This window comes from Streptomyces verrucosisporus, from assembly GCF_017114865.1.
GTDB classification, from domain to species: Bacteria; Actinomycetota; Actinomycetes; order Streptomycetales; family Streptomycetaceae; genus Streptomyces; species Streptomyces fenghuangensis.
The window spans coordinates 103,102-119,521 of record NZ_JADEYH010000012.1; the positions used below are offsets into that span (position 1 = coordinate 103,102).

The window sequence follows — 16,420 nt, forward strand, 5'->3', positions numbered from 1 at the left end:
ACGGCGGAGGTGCCGGCGGATCGCATCCGCCGGCACCGTCCGCGCGACCCGGGGGCCGCCTGCCGTCTCAGTCCTCCCTCACCGGAAGCCGGGCGCCGTCCCGCAGGAACAGCGGGATCCGCTCCAGCGGCGCGGGCACGGTGACCGGCCCGCCGCCGGGGTACCTCTCGCCCGTCCAGGCGTCCGTCCACTCCGCCCCGGCCGGCAGGTGCACGGTGCGCTCCCGGGCACCGGCCTCCAGCACGGGCGCCACCAGCAGGTCCGGCCCGAACAGATAGGCGTCGTCCACCTCCCAGGCGGCCGGGTCGCCGGGGAACTCCAGGAACAGCGGACGCATCGGCGGCAGCCCCTCGGTGTGGGCGGCGCGCATCTGCTCCAGCACATACGGCTTGAGCCGCTCGCGCAGCCGCAGGTACGCCTCCAGGATCTCCCCGGCCTCCCGGCCGTAGGACCACACCTCGTTGGGCCCGCCGGTCATGTCCGGGCCCAGCGGCATCCCCGGATCGCGGAAGCCGTGCAGCCGCATCAGCGGGGAGAGCGCGCCGAACTGGAACCAGCGCACCATCACCTCGCGGTAGGCCGGGTCGTCCGGGTCGCCGCCGTGGAAGCCGCCGATGTCGGTGTTCCACCACGGGATGCCCGACAGCGCGGTGTTGAGCCCGGCCGCGATCTGGCGGCGCAGGGTGGCGAAGTCGGTGCCGATGTCCCCGGACCACAGGGCGGCGCCGTAGCGCTGGGAGCCCGCCCAGGCCGACCGGTTCAGCGAGACGATCTCGGCCACGCCCTCGGCGGCCAGACCGTCGTGGACGGTACGGGCGTTCTCGCGCGGGTAGAGGTTGGACACCTCCAGCCCGGGGCCCGCGTGGTAGCGGAGATTGGCCGCGAAGCCGGGCTTGAGCTCCGGCTCGCCCGCGTCCAGCCAGAACGCCGTGATGCCGTACGACAGGTAGTTCTCCCGGATGCGGGACCACACGAAGTCGCGGGCGTCGGGGTTGGTGGCGTCGTAGAAGGCGACCTGGACGGGCTCGGCCACCCCCTTGTCCGGCCAGTCGGCGTGCGCCATCGGCCCGTACTCGGTGCCGATGAACAGGCCCTGCTGCTCCATGGGCCGGTGGTTCTCGCTCAGCGGCGAGACCGACGGCCACACCGAGACCACCAGCTTCACCCCCAGCCCCTCCAACTCCTTGACCATGGCCGCCGGGTCGGGCCACTCGGCCGGGTCGAACCTCCACTCGCCCAGATGCGTCCAGTGGAAGAAGTCGCAGACGATCGCCGACAGCGGCAGCCCGCGCCGCTTGTACTCCCGCGCCACCGACAGCAGTTCGTCCTGGGTGCGGTAGCGCAGCTTGCACTGCCAGAAGCCGGCCGCCCACTCGGGCAGCATCGGGCTGCGGCCGGTGGCGGCCGAGTAGCGGCGCTGGGCGTCGGCCGGATCGCCGGCGGTGATCCAGTAGTCGATCTGGCGGGCGGAGTCGGCCACCCAGCGGGTGCCGTTGTGCGCCAGCTCCACCCGTCCGACGGCCGGGTTGTTCCACAGCAGGGTGTAGCCGCGGCTGGAGGTCAGCACGGGGATGGATACCTCGGCGTTGCGCTGGACGAGGTCGACCACCGCGCCCTTGTGGTCCAGCAGACCGTGCTGGTGCTGGCCCAGCCCGTACAGCCGCTCGCCGGAGTAGGCGGCGAAGCGCTGCTCCAGGCGGTGGTAGCCGTTGCCGGTGGCGGTGTGCAGCCGGGAGCCGGGCCACCAGAAGTGCGCGCGGTCCTCGGCCAGCAGCTCGGCGCCGTCGCCGGTGCGCACGAAACGCAGCATGCCGTCGGCGCTCACCACGGCGGTGATCGCGCCGCAGGTCACCCGCGCGTGGTCGTCCTCGACCCGGATGTCCGGCCCGTCTTCGGAGGGTGGTGGATCGGCCAGGAGGGCGCCGGGCAGCCCGTCCAGAACCGGGCCGCCCAGCCGGGCGCGCACCCGTACGGCGTCCGGGCCCCAGGGCTCGACGCGTACGGTCTCCTGCCGCCCGCGCCACTCCAGCGCGCCGTCGCGGGTGCGGAAGGTGCCGCGGGTGGGTGAGGACTGGGCCAGGGAGGAGGAGGGAGGGGAGAAGGCGGGTGTGGACACGGGGCTCCTGAGGGGCTCGTCGGTGTGCGGACCGGTCGGGCGGGAAGAGCGGGGAGCGGCGGAGAGGCGGGGGAGAACGGCGGGCCAGGGGTCAGCGGGCGGCGGGGGCCGGGCCGGAGCTGGCCCGCACCGTCAGCCGCGGGGGCAGCAGTTCCAGGCGCTCCCCGCGCTCGCCGCGCACCCTGGCCATCACCAGCTCCACCGCGCGGCGGCCCATCTCGTGGGCGGGGATGGCCACCGAGGTCAGGCGCACGGACGCCTGGACGGCCACCTGGTCCGGGCAGATGGCGACCACCGAGACGTCCTCGGGCACGGCCCGGCCCTGCTGGCGCAGCAGGCTCAGCAGCGGGTCGATGGCGGCCTCGTTCTGCACGACGAAGCCGGTGGTGCCGGGGCGCTCGTCGAGGATGCGCGAGAGCGTCCCGGCCATCGCCGCGTAACTGCCCTCGCACGGCCGGTGCAGCAGCCGCACACCCAGCTCGGCGGCGCGGGCGCGCAGCCCGTCACGGGTGCGCTCGGCGAAACCGGTGTGCCGCTCGTAGACGGCGGCCGCCTCGCCGACCACCGCGATGTCGCGGTGGCCCAGCTCGGCCAGGTGCTCCACGCACAGCGCGCCGGTGGCGGTGAAGTCCAGATCGACGCAGGTCAGCCCGGACGGGTCGGCGGGAATGCCGATGAGGACGGCGGGGCGCCCGGTGTCGCGCAGCAGTGGCAGGCGGGCGTCGTCCAGCTCGACGTCCATCAGGATCATCGCGTCGGCCAGCCCGCTGCCCACCACCCGCCGCACCGCCTCCGGGCCCTCCTCACCGGTCAGCAGCAGCACGTCGTGGTCGTGGGCACGGGCGGTGGTGGCGACGGCCAGAGCGATCTCCATCATCACCGGCACGTACATGTCGGTGCGCAGCGGCATCATCAGGGCGATGATGTTCGACCTGCTGCTGGCCAGCGCCCGCGCGCCGGCGTTGGGGTGGTAGCCCAGCTCGCGGATGCTCTGCTCGACGCGTTCGCGGGTGGCGGCGGAGATGGAACGCTTGCCGCTGAGGACGTAGCTCACGGTGCTGGCGGAGACTCCGGCGTGCCGGGCGACCTCGGCGAGGGTGACCATGGACTCTCCAGGGCGGTGCGGGAAGCGGCTGAGGTGAAGCGCTTCGACAGGGAATCTGCGGACCGACCCTAAACCCGACCTGACCGCCTGTCCAGATGCTCTGCGATGGGTTGTCGAAGCGCTTCAACAGATGATCGCATACGGGTGCACCGCACCCCGGAAAAGGTACGTACCGTGCGCAACGGGTACACGCATCGCGCAGCCCCGTCGGCAGTCCCCGGCAGTGCGAGGTGAACCGCGATGACCGTCTCCGAACGCGAAGCACGACAGGTGGCCGAGGCCGCGAGGGAGCAGGACTGGCGCAAGCCGAGCTTCGCCAGGGAGCTGTTCCTCGGCCGCTTCCGCCTCGACCTGATCCACCCCCACCCCCGGCCCGCCGAGGCGGACGCCCGGCGCGGCGAGGAGTTCCTCGCCAGGCTCCGGGCCTTCTGCGAGACGGAGATCGACGGCCCGCGCATCGACCGCGAGGGGCTGGTCCCCGACGAGGTGGTCAAGGGGCTCAAGGAGCTCGGCGCGCTCGGCATGAAGATCGGCCCCGAGTACGGCGGCCTGGGCCTGAGCCAGCTCCACTACAACCGCGCCCTGGCCCTGGCCGGATCGGCCAGCCCCGCCGTCGGCGCGCTGCTGTCGGCGCACCAGTCGATCGGCGTGCCGCAGCCGCTGAAGATGTTCGGCACCGAGGAGCAGAAGAAGGCGTTCCTGCCGCGCTGCGCCCGGGGCGACATCTCGGCCTTCCTGCTCACCGAACCGGACGTCGGCTCCGACCCGGCCCGCCTGGCCACCACCGCCGTACCCGACGGCGACGCCTACGTCCTGGACGGCGTGAAGCTGTGGACCACCAACGGTGTCGTCGCCGACCTGCTGGTGGTCATGGCCCGCGTACCGGCCTCGGAGGGCCACAAGGGCGGTATCACCGCCTTCGTCGTCGAGGCCGACTCCGAGGGCATCACCGTGGAGAACCGCAACGCCTTCATGGGCCTGCGCGGCATCGAGAACGGCGTCACCCGCTTCCACCGCGTCCGCGTCCCGGCCGCCAACCGGATCGGTCCCGAGGGCGCCGGACTGAAGATCGCGCTGACCACCCTCAACACCGGCCGCCTCTCCCTGCCCGCGATGTGCGCCGGAGCGGGCAAATGGTGCCTGAAGATCGCCCGCGAGTGGTCCGCGGCCCGCGAGCAGTGGGGCAAGCCGATCGCCCGCCACGAGGCCGTCGGCTCCAAGATCTCCTTCATCGCCGCCACCACCTTCGCCCTGGAGGCCGTCCTCGACCTCGCCTCCCAGATGGCCGACGACGACCGCAACGACATCCGCATCGAGGCGGCCCTCGCCAAGCTCTACGGCTCGGAGATGGCCTACGAGATGGCCGACGAACTGGTCCAGATCCGCGGCGGGCGCGGCTTCGAGACCGCAGACTCCCTCGCCGCCCGCGGCGAGCGCGGCGTACCGGCCGAGCAGATGCTGCGCGACCTGCGCATCAACCGCATCTTCGAGGGCTCCACCGAGATCATGCACCTGCTCATCGCCCGTGAGGCCGTCGACGCCCACCTGTCGGTCGCGGGCGATCTGGTCGACCCGGACAAGACCCTCACCGACAAGGGCCGCGCCGCCGTCCGCGCCGGCGGCTTCTACGCCCGCTGGCTGCCCAGGCTGGTCGCCGGACCGGGCCAACTGCCCATCTCCTACCGCGAGTTCCACCCCGCCGGCCATCCCGACCTGGCCGCCCACCTGCGCTACGTCGAGCGCGCCTCCCGCCGCCTGGCCCGCGCCACCTTCCTGGGCATGTCCCGCTGGCAGGCGAAGCTGGAGGGCAAGCAGGGCTTCCTCGGGAGGATCGTCGACATCGGCGCCGAGCTGTTCGCCATGAGCGCCGCCTGCGTGCGGGCGGAGATGCTGCGCGCCCGCGGCGAGAACGGCCGCGCCGCCTACCAGCTCGCCGACGCCTTCTGCCGCCAGGCCCGCCTCCGCGCCGAGGAACTCTTCGGACGGCTGTGGGACAACACCGACGACATCGACCGCAAGGTCGTGCGCGGCGTCCTGGGCGGCGCGTACGCCTGGCTGGAGGAGGGCGTCGTCGACCCCTCCACCCCCGGCCCCTGGATCGCCGAGGCCGCCCCCGGCCCCTCCAGCCGCACGGACGTCCACCGCCTCATCCCCTGACCGGGGCGAGACAGCCTTCTAACCTCGCGCTTTCACGAGGTGGGGTGTCCGAGGCTTGATCAAATAAGCGGAGAGTGCTCCTGGCCTGCAACGATGGGACTTGTCTAGGGTCCTGTCGGCTGCACGGAAAGAAGCACTCTCCAGGTGAAGAAGCGTATCGGGTCCTACCCGCGTGTCCGTATCGAGGGCGGCGGCCGGGCGGTGGTCTCGCAGGCCGGGGGCGTGCTGCTGGTCGAGACCGTCCGTAAGGCCGGCCTGGACACCGTGATATCAGCGGCGCTGACGCCGTGGCGGAAGCCCCGGGCGGTGCACGATCCGGGCAAGATCCTGCTGGACCTCGCGCTGGCGGTCGCGCTGGGCGGGGACTGCCTCGCGGATGTCGCCATGCTGCGGGCCGAGCCGGCCGTGTTCGGGTCGGTGGCTTCCGACCCGACGGTCTCCCGCCTCATCGACACCCTCGCAGTCTCCGGGGAGAAGGCCCTGCGGGCTATCCGTGCCGCGCGGGCTGAAGCCCGCCAACGTGTCTGGCGGTTGGCCGACCGAAAAGCGCCTGATGCGGGCGGGACGGTGACCGTGGACCTCGACGGGGTGCTGGTGATCGCGCACTCGGACAAGGAAGACGCCGCACCCACGTGGAAGCGGACCTACGGCCACCACCCGCTGATGGGGTTCGTCGACCACGGACCGGGCGGCACGGGTGAACCGGTCGCGGCCCTGCTCAGGCCGGGCAACGCGGGATCGAACACCGCCGACCAGCCGATCGCCGAGCTCGAGCTCCGTCACCGGCTGTGGGCCCGGGCCGAGGACCGGATCCGGGCCGCACGGGCCACCGGCCTGCGCAACCCGCCCCTGCACCGCACGGCCCAGAACCGGATCTGGCTGGAGATCGTCCAGCTCGCCCTGGATCTGCTGGCCTGGCTGCCAATGCTCGCCCTGACCGGAAAGGCCCGCCTCTGGGAGCCCCGCCGCCTGCGGCTGCGCCTGTTCTCCGCGGCCGGACAGCTGGTCACCACCGGTCGGCGCCGCATCCTCCGGCTGGCCCGGCACTGGCCCTGGACCGGCCACATCACCGCCGTCCTCGACCGGCTCGCCCTCCTGCCCAACCCCGGCTGACCAGCGGATTCCCCGTCCCGACGAGCAGCACCATCCCGACCCGGAGCAGTGGAAACCGGCGCCCACCCGACGCGACAGCCGGGCCCTCGGCCTGCCCGGACTCAGGAACAGAACGCGTGAGGGTCCGCCGACTCCGTCGGCGGACCCTCACGAAAGATCGAGGCTAATGTGTGGCCGTTGCAGCGGAGGTGCATACCCGTCGCCGGGGGTGGACGCTCCCCATGCTGCTGAACCTGTGTGCACGATGTCCCTCAGAACTGTTGCTGCGTCGCGCCGGGTGGGAGTAGACAAGGGGTGCTGATGGAGAAGAAAAGCTCGTCATCAGGGTGGTAACCGCGAACCGAAATACTGAAACCCTTATCCGGGTCCGAGGCATCCAGGATTACCGAGGGATTTTCTCCATGGATCTCCTGATAGCCGTCGATTTTGTAACCGTTTCTTTTTAGATCCTCTCGGATCTTCTTTACCGATTCGGCATGGTCGGCTACTTTCAGGGGGGCTCGCGAATAGTAATCTAGGTTGAACCTTCCATCCTCGGCCACCTCGTCGTTCTTTCCCACGCATTCGTGAAACGTGGGATTTACTGTCTTCTGTGAGATTTTCACACCGGCTGACCGGGCCATCGAATCGGTGAAGTGGCGTGCCCACTCCTCCGCTTTCTTCTTACTCATTCGAGGGAGAGGTTCATTAACCTCACCGGACATGCAGCCTCCTGTCAAGATGGCAACAAAAGCGGTAACTGTGAATATTTTGAATATTGTGGACTTCAATTTCCCTGTCCAGGGATGAGTAGGTTTGTTCCATCCTCGTCTGCGAGATTCATTCACTATTCATCTCCGTGATAGTGGTTCCCCAGCCTGGGCTGACGCCCGACGATGATGCTTCCCTGATTGATCAGGCTTTCTTTGCCGATATCCCAGTAACTGCTGTGACCTCCGTCATTTACTGCCATGGGCTGTGCACCGAACTCTTCCCGGGCGGGATTGATTCCGAGTGTCAGGTCGGAGAAGTGCTTTACGATTCGGTCCTGCTGAGTGGCACCGACCCACACATGGCCGGGGTCCACTTGCAGATCACTGGCTTTGTCGACTCCCATCCCCGGGCTGCCCAGGGCGATGATGTCGTCCGCGTCCAGTCCGCGACCCTCGCTGGCGGCCACTCCCACCGTGTTGGCTCCGTAACTGTGGCCGATCACGGTCAGATGCCCGCGTTCGCCCTCGTGCGCGACCCTGCTGCCTTCAGTGAAGCCACGCAGGTCCGGAGCCCCCTCCTCGGCCCGCCCCTTGCTGGCCACGCTGCCGTCGATCTCCGGTGCGTCGTAGCCGAGCCAGCTGATGACAGAGACATCCTCGTTGGGGCTCTGCGACAGGGCTGCTTCCTGGAGCCTGTCGATTCGCGCGATCTGGCCCGGCATGTTGCCCAGGTCCGTGTCCGTGCCCGGAACCAGGACAGCAGTGTGATCGGCCTTGTCGGGGTTACCCATGGCGACGATCGCCTTGCCGTCACCCTCTGTCCCGATGCCCAGGACATAGAGCCTCTTGTGTTCGGGTGCCGTGTCGGCTTGGTCGAAGCGGTTCTTGAGCTTCTGAAGGGAGGAGTACGCGGATCGCTCCTGGATGCCGAGCGAGTTCTCCCGTAGGGCGTAGTCGTTCAACTGGTTTTCGATCACAGTACGGTTGGCCTGGTCCCGTACGGTGGCGGGCAGGCCGTCCAGTGCGCCGATCCGATCTGGGAAAGCTGCGAGGTAGACGCGCTTCTCGCTGTCGTCCAGCCCTACCCACCAGTCGGCGTTCTCCTTCGGGCGTTTACCGTCCGGGATCGACTTCTCGTCGAGCCCCATGAACTTGGCGACCCTCTCCGCATCCTCGCGCGCCTTCTCGCCGCCGTACCGTTTGTCAAGGTCGAACGGATCGATCTGCCGTAGCGCTTCGGCCGCCTGTGAACTGGCCGTCCGAGCATCCGAGATCGCGTCGCCGATACGGGATCGGTAGGACCCGAGGTCGCGGTTCGCCTCTTGCTGGAGGTCCTCGTAATCGGGGTCGTTGTGGTACTTCGGGTCGATGGCTTGCTTGGGTTCGACCCACCCATCGGCGGTCACGGTGTGGCCGGCTGTCTCGGCATCGTGAACGGCGTTGCGTAGTTTCCGCTGAGCCGCCTGCATCTTGTCGTTGAGGGTTTCCAGTACCGAAGCTATGAGACCTACGTTCGTGCCTGCGGTGCCGAGTTTGCTCTCGGTGGCTTCCAAAGCCGCGAACCCGTAATGGGCGCTTTCGCCTTCCCAACCCGCAGCGTGCAGCGGACCCGACACTTTCCTTCCGGATTCGCTTTTGGCGTCAGATAACTTCTTGACAAGCCCTCTCCATGACTTGGAAGCGGCCTCAAGGTCGGAGAAATCCTGGCGGAGTAGTTCGGAGTAGTACTCGGGCATGATGGTCTGTCACCATCCCTTGAAACGGCTCAGAACTTCCTGCTCGTTGCTGTCGTGTCCGTCGGCCACGAGCCGCAGGCCATCAGCGTGTTCGCCGATTCGGCCACGCAGAGCCCCCAAAGCGTCCCCCCAGCCCTCTCCGGTGCTTTTGAGTTGGGAGCCGACGGACCAGTGGCGCAGAGATCCGGCGGCATCAGTGATGTCCCCTAGAGCTTTGGACAGAGGCTTCTCCAAGTCCCCTGAGATGGTGTCGGCCGCGTGAGCTGACGCACGCAGCTCGCTCGGCGAGACATCAAGTTTTTCCCCCATGTGAATTTCTCCCGGCTATGTCTGGTCGGGTGATGCCGAAAACTCTACTCCAACGAGCTCTCCCCATCGTGCCCGGATCGTGTGGCGTCCGCTGGGCGGAGCCGTGATGTGCGAGACTTCCTGTCCGTTGAGGTAGTGCCAACCCTCGCTCGGGGCAGGGAACTTCGCAGTCACCTGTCGTGCCACCCTTGATGTGCCGTCCGATCTGGCCTCCTGGCTGGATAGTTCGGCCGCCACCCGAAGGGTTGAGGTTATTGGCTCCTGACGGGCACTGACCCTCTGGGGCTGGATGGTCATACTGTCGACCCGGTCGGCCAAGGGAGACACTTTTGTCCAGCTCGGAGCCCGCTTCGGGTATCGACCGACACCGCCTGGCGCTACACCCACGAGGCCGTCGAGGCACTCACGGCTCTCGTCCTCCGCTCGCCGAAGCACCGGAGAGCGCCGGTGACCAGCACCGGCTGCCGGAGGGCATGCTCATCCCCACCCGGCGTTGCGCCGCGCAGGCCACCGGGACCAAACCGGACCCGGTGTAGAACGCCAGGCACCGCGCCCATGGACGGCTACCCCGGCACGGGGAGACCGGCGGCGCGGGCCAGGACGCGGGCCGCGGTGCGGCCGGCTGCCAGAGCGCCCGCACTGCGGGCCGGGACGCAGCGCTCCCGCGCGGGGTCGTACTCGGTCATCACCGCGCCCGCGTGGTCGGCGTTGGTCTCGGTGAGGGTGACCGGCCATCCCCACCGGTCGAGGACGGGCACGAAGTCCCGCGAGTGGTGGACGGGGGCGATGTCGTCGGCGGTGCCGTGGAGCAGGTGGACGGGCACCGGATCGACGGGTGTCGATCCCAACGCGTCACTCAGGTCGCCCAACCCCATCTCCGGACGTTCCCAGAGGTACCTGCCCGCGATCCCGGCGACCGCCGCGGGCCGCCATCCGTCCATCAGGCCGGGCCGGACCGCGACGCTCACCGCGGCGTACGCGCCCAGCGACCAGCCGGCCAGCACGATCCGTTCGGCGTCGCCGCCGAACTCCCCCGCCCGTTCCCGGGCGAAACACACCGACGCCGACAGGTGCCCCCAGCCGCCGTCGGGCGCGTCCGGGTGCCAGTCGGGCACCACGACCACCAGCCCCAGCGAGGCGGCCTGACGGGCGAGCGGCGCGAGTACGTCCCGCTCGTTCGGCCCCCTGCCGTGCCAGAGGAGGACGGTGGGCGCGGTGGCCGGGCCGCGGGTGGGCCGGTGGACGTCCAGTAACAGGCCGCCGGGTTCGTGGACGATGCCTTGCTCGGTGCTGACCGCGATCTCGTTCACGCCCGGTAGAACGACTCGGCGCGGGCGAAGGTGCCGTGCATCCGGCGGGCGGTGGCTTCCGGCAGGCCCGTCGGCGCGTCCGGCTCAGTCCGGCCGGTCTCCGAGGGACTCAAGCAACTCGCGCAGTAGTCCGGCGAGTTCGCCTTGCCGGGCGTCGGTGAGTCCGGACAGGACGCGGTGCTCGGTGGCCAGGTGATCCGGCAGCACCCGGTCGATCAGGGCGTGCCCCTCTTCGGTGAGGGTGACGTGCACCGCGCGGCCGTCCGTCTCGCTGGGGGAGCGCGCCACCAGGCCGCGCGCCTCCAGCCGGTCCAGACGCTGGGTGATGGCCCCCGAGGTGACCATGGCCGAGCGCATCAGCTCGGCCGGGTTCAGCCGGTACGGCGGCCCGCTGCGGCGCATGGTGGCCAGGACGTCGAAGGACGCGTGGTCCAGGCCGTGGGCGGCGAAGGTGCGGCGCAGTTCGGCGTCGATCAGCCGGGAGAGGCGGCCCAGCCGCCCGATCACTCCCATCGGGGAGGCGTCCATGTCGGGGCGTTCGCGGGCCCACTGCTCCAGCACTCGGTCGACGTGATCGGCCATGGCCTCACCCTACCCGGTGTCTTAGTGGTGAGAGATGCGTCACCCGCCGCGGCCAGATTCCTTAGCGGTGAGTTACTTTAGCTTAGTGCTAAGCGATCGAGCTGGAACCCTGCTGACCACCGCCCTGGCCCCGGCCATCTGGGGCACCACCTACCTCGTCACCACCGAACTGCTGCCCCCCGACCGCCCGTTGCTGGCCGCCGTCCTGCGCGCTCTGCCCGCCGGGCTCCTCCTCCTCGCTCTCACCCGCCGCCTGCCCACTGGGCAGTGGTGGTGGCGGGCGGCCGTGCTCGGTGCCCTCAACATCGGGGTGTTCCTCGCGCTGCTGTTCGTCGCCGCCTACCGGCTCCCCGGTGGCGTCGCGGCCACCGCCGGAGCGGTGCAGCCCCTGATCGCCGCGGGGCTGTCCGCCGCCGTGCTGGGCGAGCGGTTCACCCTTCGCACCGCGCTCGCCGGGGTGGCGGGTGTGGCCGGGGTCGGTCTGCTCGTCCTGCGGGCCGACGCACAACTGGACGCGGTCGGCGTCGCCGCCGCGCTCGGCGGCGCGGCCGTCATGGCCACCGGCGTCGTCCTCAGCAAGCGGTGGAGCGCGCCCGCGCCCCTGCTCGCCGTCACCGGCTGGCAGCTCGTCGCGGGCGGGCTGCTGCTGCTCCCCGTAGCCCTGGCCGCCGAGGGGCCGCCGCCCGCCGGGCTGACCGCCGGCAACCTGCTCGGCTACGGCTACCTGTCGGTCGTCGGCGCGGCACTCGCCTACGCCCTGTGGTTCCGGGGGATCCGCGCCCTGTCGCCCACCGCCGTCACCTTCCTCGGCCTGCTCAGCCCGCTGGTCGCCACCGCGCTCGGCTGGCTGGTGCTCGGCCAGCACCTGACCTGGGCGCAGACGGCGGGCGCGCTCACCGTCCTGGCCGCCCTCGTCGCGGCCCAGACCCGGCCCCGTCCCGCCGCCGGCGCACCCGCCGTACCCGTCGTGTCCACCGAATTCAAGAACCCCGAAACTCAGAGGAGTTGAAAGCCATGAAGACCATGCACATCACCGTCTTCGGAGCCACCGGCAGCGTGGGCGGCCAGGTGGTGGCCGAGGCGCTGGCCCGGGGCCACCGGGTCACCGCCGTCGTGCGCGACGCGGCCCGTCTGCCCGAGCTGCCCGCCACCGTCCTGGGCCGTACCGGCGACGCCCGCAGCGCCGAGGACGTGGCCGAACTGAGCACCGGCCGGGATGTGGTGGTCGGCGCCACCCGTCCGGCACCCGGCCGTGAGCGCGAACTCGCCGCCGCCACCCGTGCCCTGCTGGCGGGCGCGGCCGAAGCAGGCGCCCGGTTGCTGCTCGTCGGCGGTGCCGGAAGCCTGACCGTGCCCGGCACCGGCGGCAGCACCGTCCTCGACGACCCGCGGTACCTCCACCCCGACTGGCGGGCCGTCGCCGAGGCCGGCGCCGAGCAACTGGAGATCTGCCGCGCCGACACCTCCACGGCGGACTGGGCGTACCTCAGCCCGCCCGCCCGGCTGGAGCCGGGGGAGCGCACCGGCCGCTACCGGCTGGGCGCCGACGAACTGGTCACCGACGCCGAGGGCGTCTCCCGCATCACGGTGGCCGACCTGGCGGTGGCCCTGCTGGACGAGGCGGAGAAGCCCCGGCACCACTGCAGGCGGTTCACGGTGGCGTACTGACGCGGGAACCGGTGTCCGCCCGGCCCCTGGTGGAGCCCGCGGAACGTGGGCGACGGCATTGCGGACCGTCTGGCGGTACTGTGCCGAGTGCGCTGCATCGGTCGCACCCGAGGAGACTTCGAGGTCCGCGGGGTGGTCTGCGGTCCCATGGAGGCATCCGCCGCCGGGAGCCTCCCGGCTCGTGAACTCGCGAAGGGGAGTGTGTGAGACCGGCGCACCGTGCACTGCTGTCCCTGGTTCTTGTGCTGCTGACGGGGCAGGCGCTCGCGATCGTCCTCTACTGTTTCTTCTTCGTCCCGATGTTCGCCCGGGGTCTGGGTCCCGACGCGCAGGTGACCGAGCGACAGGCCGAGTTGACGACCATCGTCTCCCTGGCAGCCGGAGCGCTTCTGACGTCGTTCAACGTCTGGGTCTGCGCCCGGGTGCTGCGCACGCTCCTGGGAGGAAAGTCGTCCGCCGTCCCCTTGCTGGCCGTCTGCGTGCTCGACCTGCTCATCCTGGCCCGCGCCGCCTACCGGGGCTGGCCGGACATAGCGGCCGTCGCCGCGGCCCTGCTTGCCCTGCTCGTCGCCTGCTACCGCTTGGACCGCCGCGCCTTCCCGGCTTCCTCTCCGCACTACGGGCGATCCGCTTAGGTGCCACTCGGGTACCGCTGCCCTGTCCGTGCCCCCGACAGGCAGGCCGGGGTGACGGGGACGGGCGGGGAGCGCGTTGCCCCGGCCGGGCCCGGGCAGGTCGTGCGGTCCGCGTTGACGCGGACGCGGTCGACGGACGGGCCGCAGCCGTAGAGCGTGGCCTCGGCCTGTCCGGCGACCGGGCCGTGTCCCGCGCCATGGCCGACCGGCTCCGGTACCTGTGTTCCGCTCATGCCTTCGGTGAGCCGATCCGCGCAACGGGGGCTGTCGGAAACCAGCCGGTATGCCGTTGCCCGGGAGAAGGCCGTAAAGCAGGATGCCTCTGTACCAGCGGGGGCCGCACCAGTGGAGGCAGGAGCCCGGCTCGCCTCTGGCCGGGCATATGAGGGGGGACATGTCGTTCGACGACGAGTGGAACCAGCTCGTGGCGGAGGCGAACCGCAGGCGCGAGGCGCGGACACGGCTCGAGTCCGCGGAGGGCGGCGGCCGGGGAGGGGCCGAGCTGGCGGACGCGGACTTCGGGCTGGAGGACGGACCGGTCCGGTCGAAGGCGTCGGGTATCCGCACGGCCACCACCGAGGCCCGGTCGAAGTCGAAGCTGGCCGATGCGCGGGCGGCGGGAACAAGTCACTCCGGTTGGCTTGCCGGTGCCGCGAGTGACGGCTGCGTGAACGCCTGGCAGAGGCGGCTCCACGGTCTGAGCGATCTGGTCGAGGACGCCGCCGACGCGCTGACGGAGGCGATGGACCAGCAGATCGACCAGGACCGCTCCACGGCGGCCGGACTCCGGGCGTCGTCCCGCTGGCTGGAGGGCGCCTGATGGTCTCCGTCCCGGAACTCGACAGCGCCAGTCCCCGGAAGTGGCGGGACGCGGCCGACGACGCGGTGGCCGCGGCGAAGCAGTGCGACGGGCTCGCCTCGTACGCCCGTGACGAGGTGGCCGGGACACTACGGACCTGCTGGGTGGGCGACACCGGCAAGGCCGCCCGCAGCCGCTTCGTCAGGCACGCCGACGACTACGAGGCGGCCGCCGTCGCCCTGCGCGCCCTGGCACGCGTCTACGACGGTCTCGCCGACGACATCGCCGACGCGCAGAGGGACCTGCACAGCGCACTCGACTACGCGCGCAGGCACGACCTGAAGGTGGACGACAGCGGCCGTGTGCGGTCGGCCCGGTCCGTGATGGGCCCCAGGGACGGCGGCCAGCACCTGGAGCCGGTGGAGCACGCCCGCGACGTCATCTCCGCCGCGCTGTCGAAGGCCACCCGGGCGGACATCGAGGCCGCGCGGGCCCTGCGCACCATCGAAGGTCTCACCGACATCGGTGATCCGAAGCTGGTGGGAGACGCGCTCAAGGACGACAGTCCGCTGGGCATCGCGCTGCGTCTGTCGGGCGGACTCGACGGGCTTCACCGGATCAACGTCCCGCCGACGGTCCTCGCCGCGGTGGACCGGGCCGCGCTGGAGACGGGCATGAGCCGGAAGCTTCTGCTGGCGGTCCTGTGGCAGGAGCAGCAGTGGCACCAGAACCACAGCCCGGGCCTGCGCGGACCGGTCACCGAGTTCGGCCGGCTCTTCAACTGGAGCCTCGCCGTCGGACCGAAGCCGGACAAGTCGTTGGGGATCACCCACATCAAGCTGGAAACGGCGCGGGAGGTTCTGGAGAGGAACCGCGAGGTCTTCAAACTGACCGACGGAAGATACATGAGTGAGCTGACTGACGCCGAACTCGCCGCTGAGATCGAGGCCGACCCTCAGTTGGACGTCCGGCTCAGTGCCTATCACCTGAAGGAACTCAAGGAGGATCCATACGGTTCCAGGTCGGACAAGGACCTCTTCGTGCTCTATGCCGCCGACACCCCCGGGGTCCGGGAGTTGAACGAGATGTACGGCGATGAATCCGGACGGCGCGGAGGCGATATCAAGTCCCGAGGTGAGAACTGGGACAGGATCGAACCGCACTTGGAGGACGCCATGGCCTGGGAAGATCTCGGGGACGAAGAGCGCGATCAAGCCGTGGAGCAGTTGAAATCGCAGATCCCGGTGCCGCGAGACGTCTATATCGAGCCGATCTACAGCGACGGTGGCCCGGTCGGCGGCGTTGGCGAGAAGGATCCCGATCTCGGTCCGCTCACTCCGTCCCCGAGCCCGGCTCCGCCCCCGATTCCCCCGGCGGGGGGCTGAGGCATGCGAAGAACCGTGCCGACTCTGGTCTCATGCCTCCTGGTGATGGCTCTCACCGCTTGCTCATCATTCACGCGAAAGGACACGGAGCCGCTCACCCCCCTCCCTGAGAGCGTTCCGGTGAAACCGGTGTTCAATACCGCGGACGAGGTGGTGGCGGCACTTGAGCGGAGCGGTGTCGAGTGTGTGGTCCTGCGGCGAAGGGGGGGTGGCTCCGGTCTCGACTGCGCGGCTGAGATCAATGGTGTGAAGGTCGAGAACGAGGTACATGTGCTCGGTACCGAGGAGTTCACCCGTGATGAGGTGGGTGACTCCGTTGCCAGTTGGCGAACACCCCCGCGTTTCCGCACCATCGTCGCCGCCGGCAACTGGTACATCAGCGTGCTGAAGCCCGCATACGCGCCCCAGGTGGCCGAGGCGCTTGACGCAGTCGTTCTTCCGCCGCTGCTCCCGCTGCCCGACATTCCGAAGAAGCCTCGCTACACGGAGCTCGACTCGCTCGCGGACGCGCTGGATGCCTCCGTGGGGTGCGAGAGGCGTGAGAGGGAGAAGGACGCGGCGAACGCGATGACGTGCGTGACGGAGCGGTCGGAGGAGCCCTGCGCCTATCTGGAACTGCATGGCACGTCCGCCGAGCGCGACGACGCGCTGCGCCTGGCCATCAGCGTGCCGGAACTTTCCAGGTTCATCGTCACGGCGGGGAACTGGTCCATCCAGTTCTGCGACAGGTCCCTGGGACGCGAGGCGGCCGACGATCTGGGAGGAGCCGTCGTCTCCTGAACCGGGTCCGCTGTCAGCGGGGTATCCGTCGCT

General features: G+C 70.1%; 14 protein-coding genes. 8 read left to right on the forward strand and 6 right to left on the reverse strand.

Annotation, left to right across the window (positions count from 1 at the left end):
* Positions 1–67: 67 nt before the first annotated feature.
* Positions 68–2,116, reverse strand: a complete 2,049-nt coding sequence (locus IQ279_RS15255; protein ID WP_206349060.1) for a glycoside hydrolase family 31 protein — start codon at positions 2,114–2,116, stop codon at positions 68–70.
* 91 nt (positions 2,117–2,207) lie between these two features.
* Positions 2,208–3,221 (reverse strand): LacI family DNA-binding transcriptional regulator, encoded by a 1,014-nt coding sequence (locus IQ279_RS15260; RefSeq protein ID WP_206349061.1) that lies wholly within the window; start codon positions 3,219–3,221, stop codon positions 2,208–2,210.
* Between the two features lie 240 nt (positions 3,222–3,461).
* Here IQ279_RS15260 and IQ279_RS15265 point away from each other — a divergent pair, with 240 nt between their 5' ends.
* Together IQ279_RS15265 and IQ279_RS15270 are read left to right on the forward strand one after the other, a co-directional pair.
* A complete protein-coding gene (locus tag IQ279_RS15265; protein WP_206349062.1) occupies positions 3,462–5,378 on the forward strand; it encodes an acyl-CoA dehydrogenase family protein in 1,917 nt (638 codons plus the stop codon).
* A gap of 144 nt (positions 5,379–5,522) precedes the next feature.
* The gene (locus IQ279_RS15270) at positions 5,523–6,491 is read left to right on the forward strand and encodes a transposase (protein ID WP_206349063.1); all 969 of its coding nucleotides are present in this window, start codon (positions 5,523–5,525) and stop codon (positions 6,489–6,491) included.
* 251 nt (positions 6,492–6,742) lie between these two features.
* Here IQ279_RS15270 and IQ279_RS15275 read toward each other — a convergent pair whose 3' ends face one another.
* The 4 genes from IQ279_RS15275 to IQ279_RS15290 form a co-directional block, all read right to left on the reverse strand.
* Positions 6,743–7,195 carry a hypothetical protein gene (locus tag IQ279_RS15275; protein WP_206349064.1) on the reverse strand — a complete coding sequence of 151 codons (453 nt, stop codon included), beginning with the start codon at positions 7,193–7,195 and terminating at the stop codon, positions 6,743–6,745.
* Positions 7,196–7,317: 122 nt separating this feature from the next.
* The gene (locus tag IQ279_RS15280) at positions 7,318–8,919 is read right to left on the reverse strand and encodes an alpha/beta hydrolase (protein WP_206349065.1); all 1,602 of its coding nucleotides are present in this window, start codon (positions 8,917–8,919) and stop codon (positions 7,318–7,320) included.
* An 872-nt stretch (positions 8,920–9,791) separates the two neighbouring features.
* Positions 9,792–10,538, reverse strand: a complete 747-nt coding sequence (locus tag IQ279_RS15285; protein ID WP_307792367.1) for an alpha/beta hydrolase — start codon at positions 10,536–10,538, stop codon at positions 9,792–9,794.
* A gap of 84 nt (positions 10,539–10,622) precedes the next feature.
* On the reverse strand, positions 10,623–11,120 hold the full coding sequence (locus tag IQ279_RS15290) for a MarR family winged helix-turn-helix transcriptional regulator (RefSeq protein WP_206349066.1): 498 nt from the start codon (positions 11,118–11,120) through the stop codon (positions 10,623–10,625).
* Positions 11,121–11,205: 85 nt separating this feature from the next.
* Between IQ279_RS15290 and IQ279_RS15295 the strand changes: the two genes are divergently transcribed.
* From IQ279_RS15295 to IQ279_RS15320, 6 genes are all read left to right on the forward strand, one after another.
* Positions 11,206–12,129 carry an EamA family transporter gene (locus tag IQ279_RS15295; protein WP_307792368.1) on the forward strand — a complete coding sequence of 308 codons (924 nt, stop codon included), beginning with the start codon at positions 11,206–11,208 and terminating at the stop codon, positions 12,127–12,129.
* A gap of 14 nt (positions 12,130–12,143) precedes the next feature.
* Positions 12,144–12,788 carry an NAD(P)-dependent oxidoreductase gene (locus IQ279_RS15300; RefSeq protein ID WP_206349123.1) on the forward strand — a complete coding sequence of 215 codons (645 nt, stop codon included), beginning with the start codon at positions 12,144–12,146 and terminating at the stop codon, positions 12,786–12,788.
* A gap of 203 nt (positions 12,789–12,991) precedes the next feature.
* Positions 12,992–13,423 (forward strand): hypothetical protein, encoded by a 432-nt coding sequence (locus tag IQ279_RS15305; RefSeq protein ID WP_206349068.1) that lies wholly within the window; start codon positions 12,992–12,994, stop codon positions 13,421–13,423.
* Positions 13,424–13,817: 394 nt separating this feature from the next.
* Positions 13,818–14,243: a hypothetical protein gene (locus IQ279_RS15310; protein WP_206349069.1), complete on the forward strand. Its 426-nt coding sequence runs from the start codon at positions 13,818–13,820 to the stop codon at positions 14,241–14,243.
* Positions 14,243–15,607, forward strand: a complete 1,365-nt coding sequence (locus IQ279_RS15315) for a hypothetical protein (protein WP_206349070.1) — start codon at positions 14,243–14,245, stop codon at positions 15,605–15,607. Before IQ279_RS15310 ends, IQ279_RS15315 begins: the two co-directional genes overlap by 1 nt.
* A 42-nt stretch (positions 15,608–15,649) precedes the next feature.
* A complete protein-coding gene (locus IQ279_RS15320; RefSeq protein WP_206349071.1) occupies positions 15,650–16,387 on the forward strand; it encodes a hypothetical protein in 738 nt (245 codons plus the stop codon).
* The last annotated feature ends 33 nt before the right edge of the window (positions 16,388–16,420 follow it).

Coding starts and splice junctions, on each gene's coding strand:
- IQ279_RS15260 (WP_206349061.1), bottom strand. CDS start 3,221: ATGGTCACCCTCGCCGAGGTCGCCCGGCACGCCGGAGTCTCCGCCAGC.
- IQ279_RS15265 (WP_206349062.1), top strand. CDS start 3,462: ATGACCGTCTCCGAACGCGAAGCACGACAGGTGGCCGAGGCCGCGAGG.
- IQ279_RS15275 (WP_206349064.1), bottom strand. CDS start 7,195: ATGTCCGGTGAGGTTAATGAACCTCTCCCTCGAATGAGTAAGAAGAAA.
- IQ279_RS15280 (WP_206349065.1), bottom strand. CDS start 8,919: ATGCCCGAGTACTACTCCGAACTACTCCGCCAGGATTTCTCCGACCTT.
- IQ279_RS15290 (WP_206349066.1), bottom strand. CDS start 11,120: ATGGCCGATCACGTCGACCGAGTGCTGGAGCAGTGGGCCCGCGAACGC.
- IQ279_RS15300 (WP_206349123.1), top strand. CDS start 12,144: ATGCACATCACCGTCTTCGGAGCCACCGGCAGCGTGGGCGGCCAGGTG.
- IQ279_RS15310 (WP_206349069.1), top strand. CDS start 13,818: ATGTCGTTCGACGACGAGTGGAACCAGCTCGTGGCGGAGGCGAACCGC.
- IQ279_RS15315 (WP_206349070.1), top strand. CDS start 14,243: ATGGTCTCCGTCCCGGAACTCGACAGCGCCAGTCCCCGGAAGTGGCGG.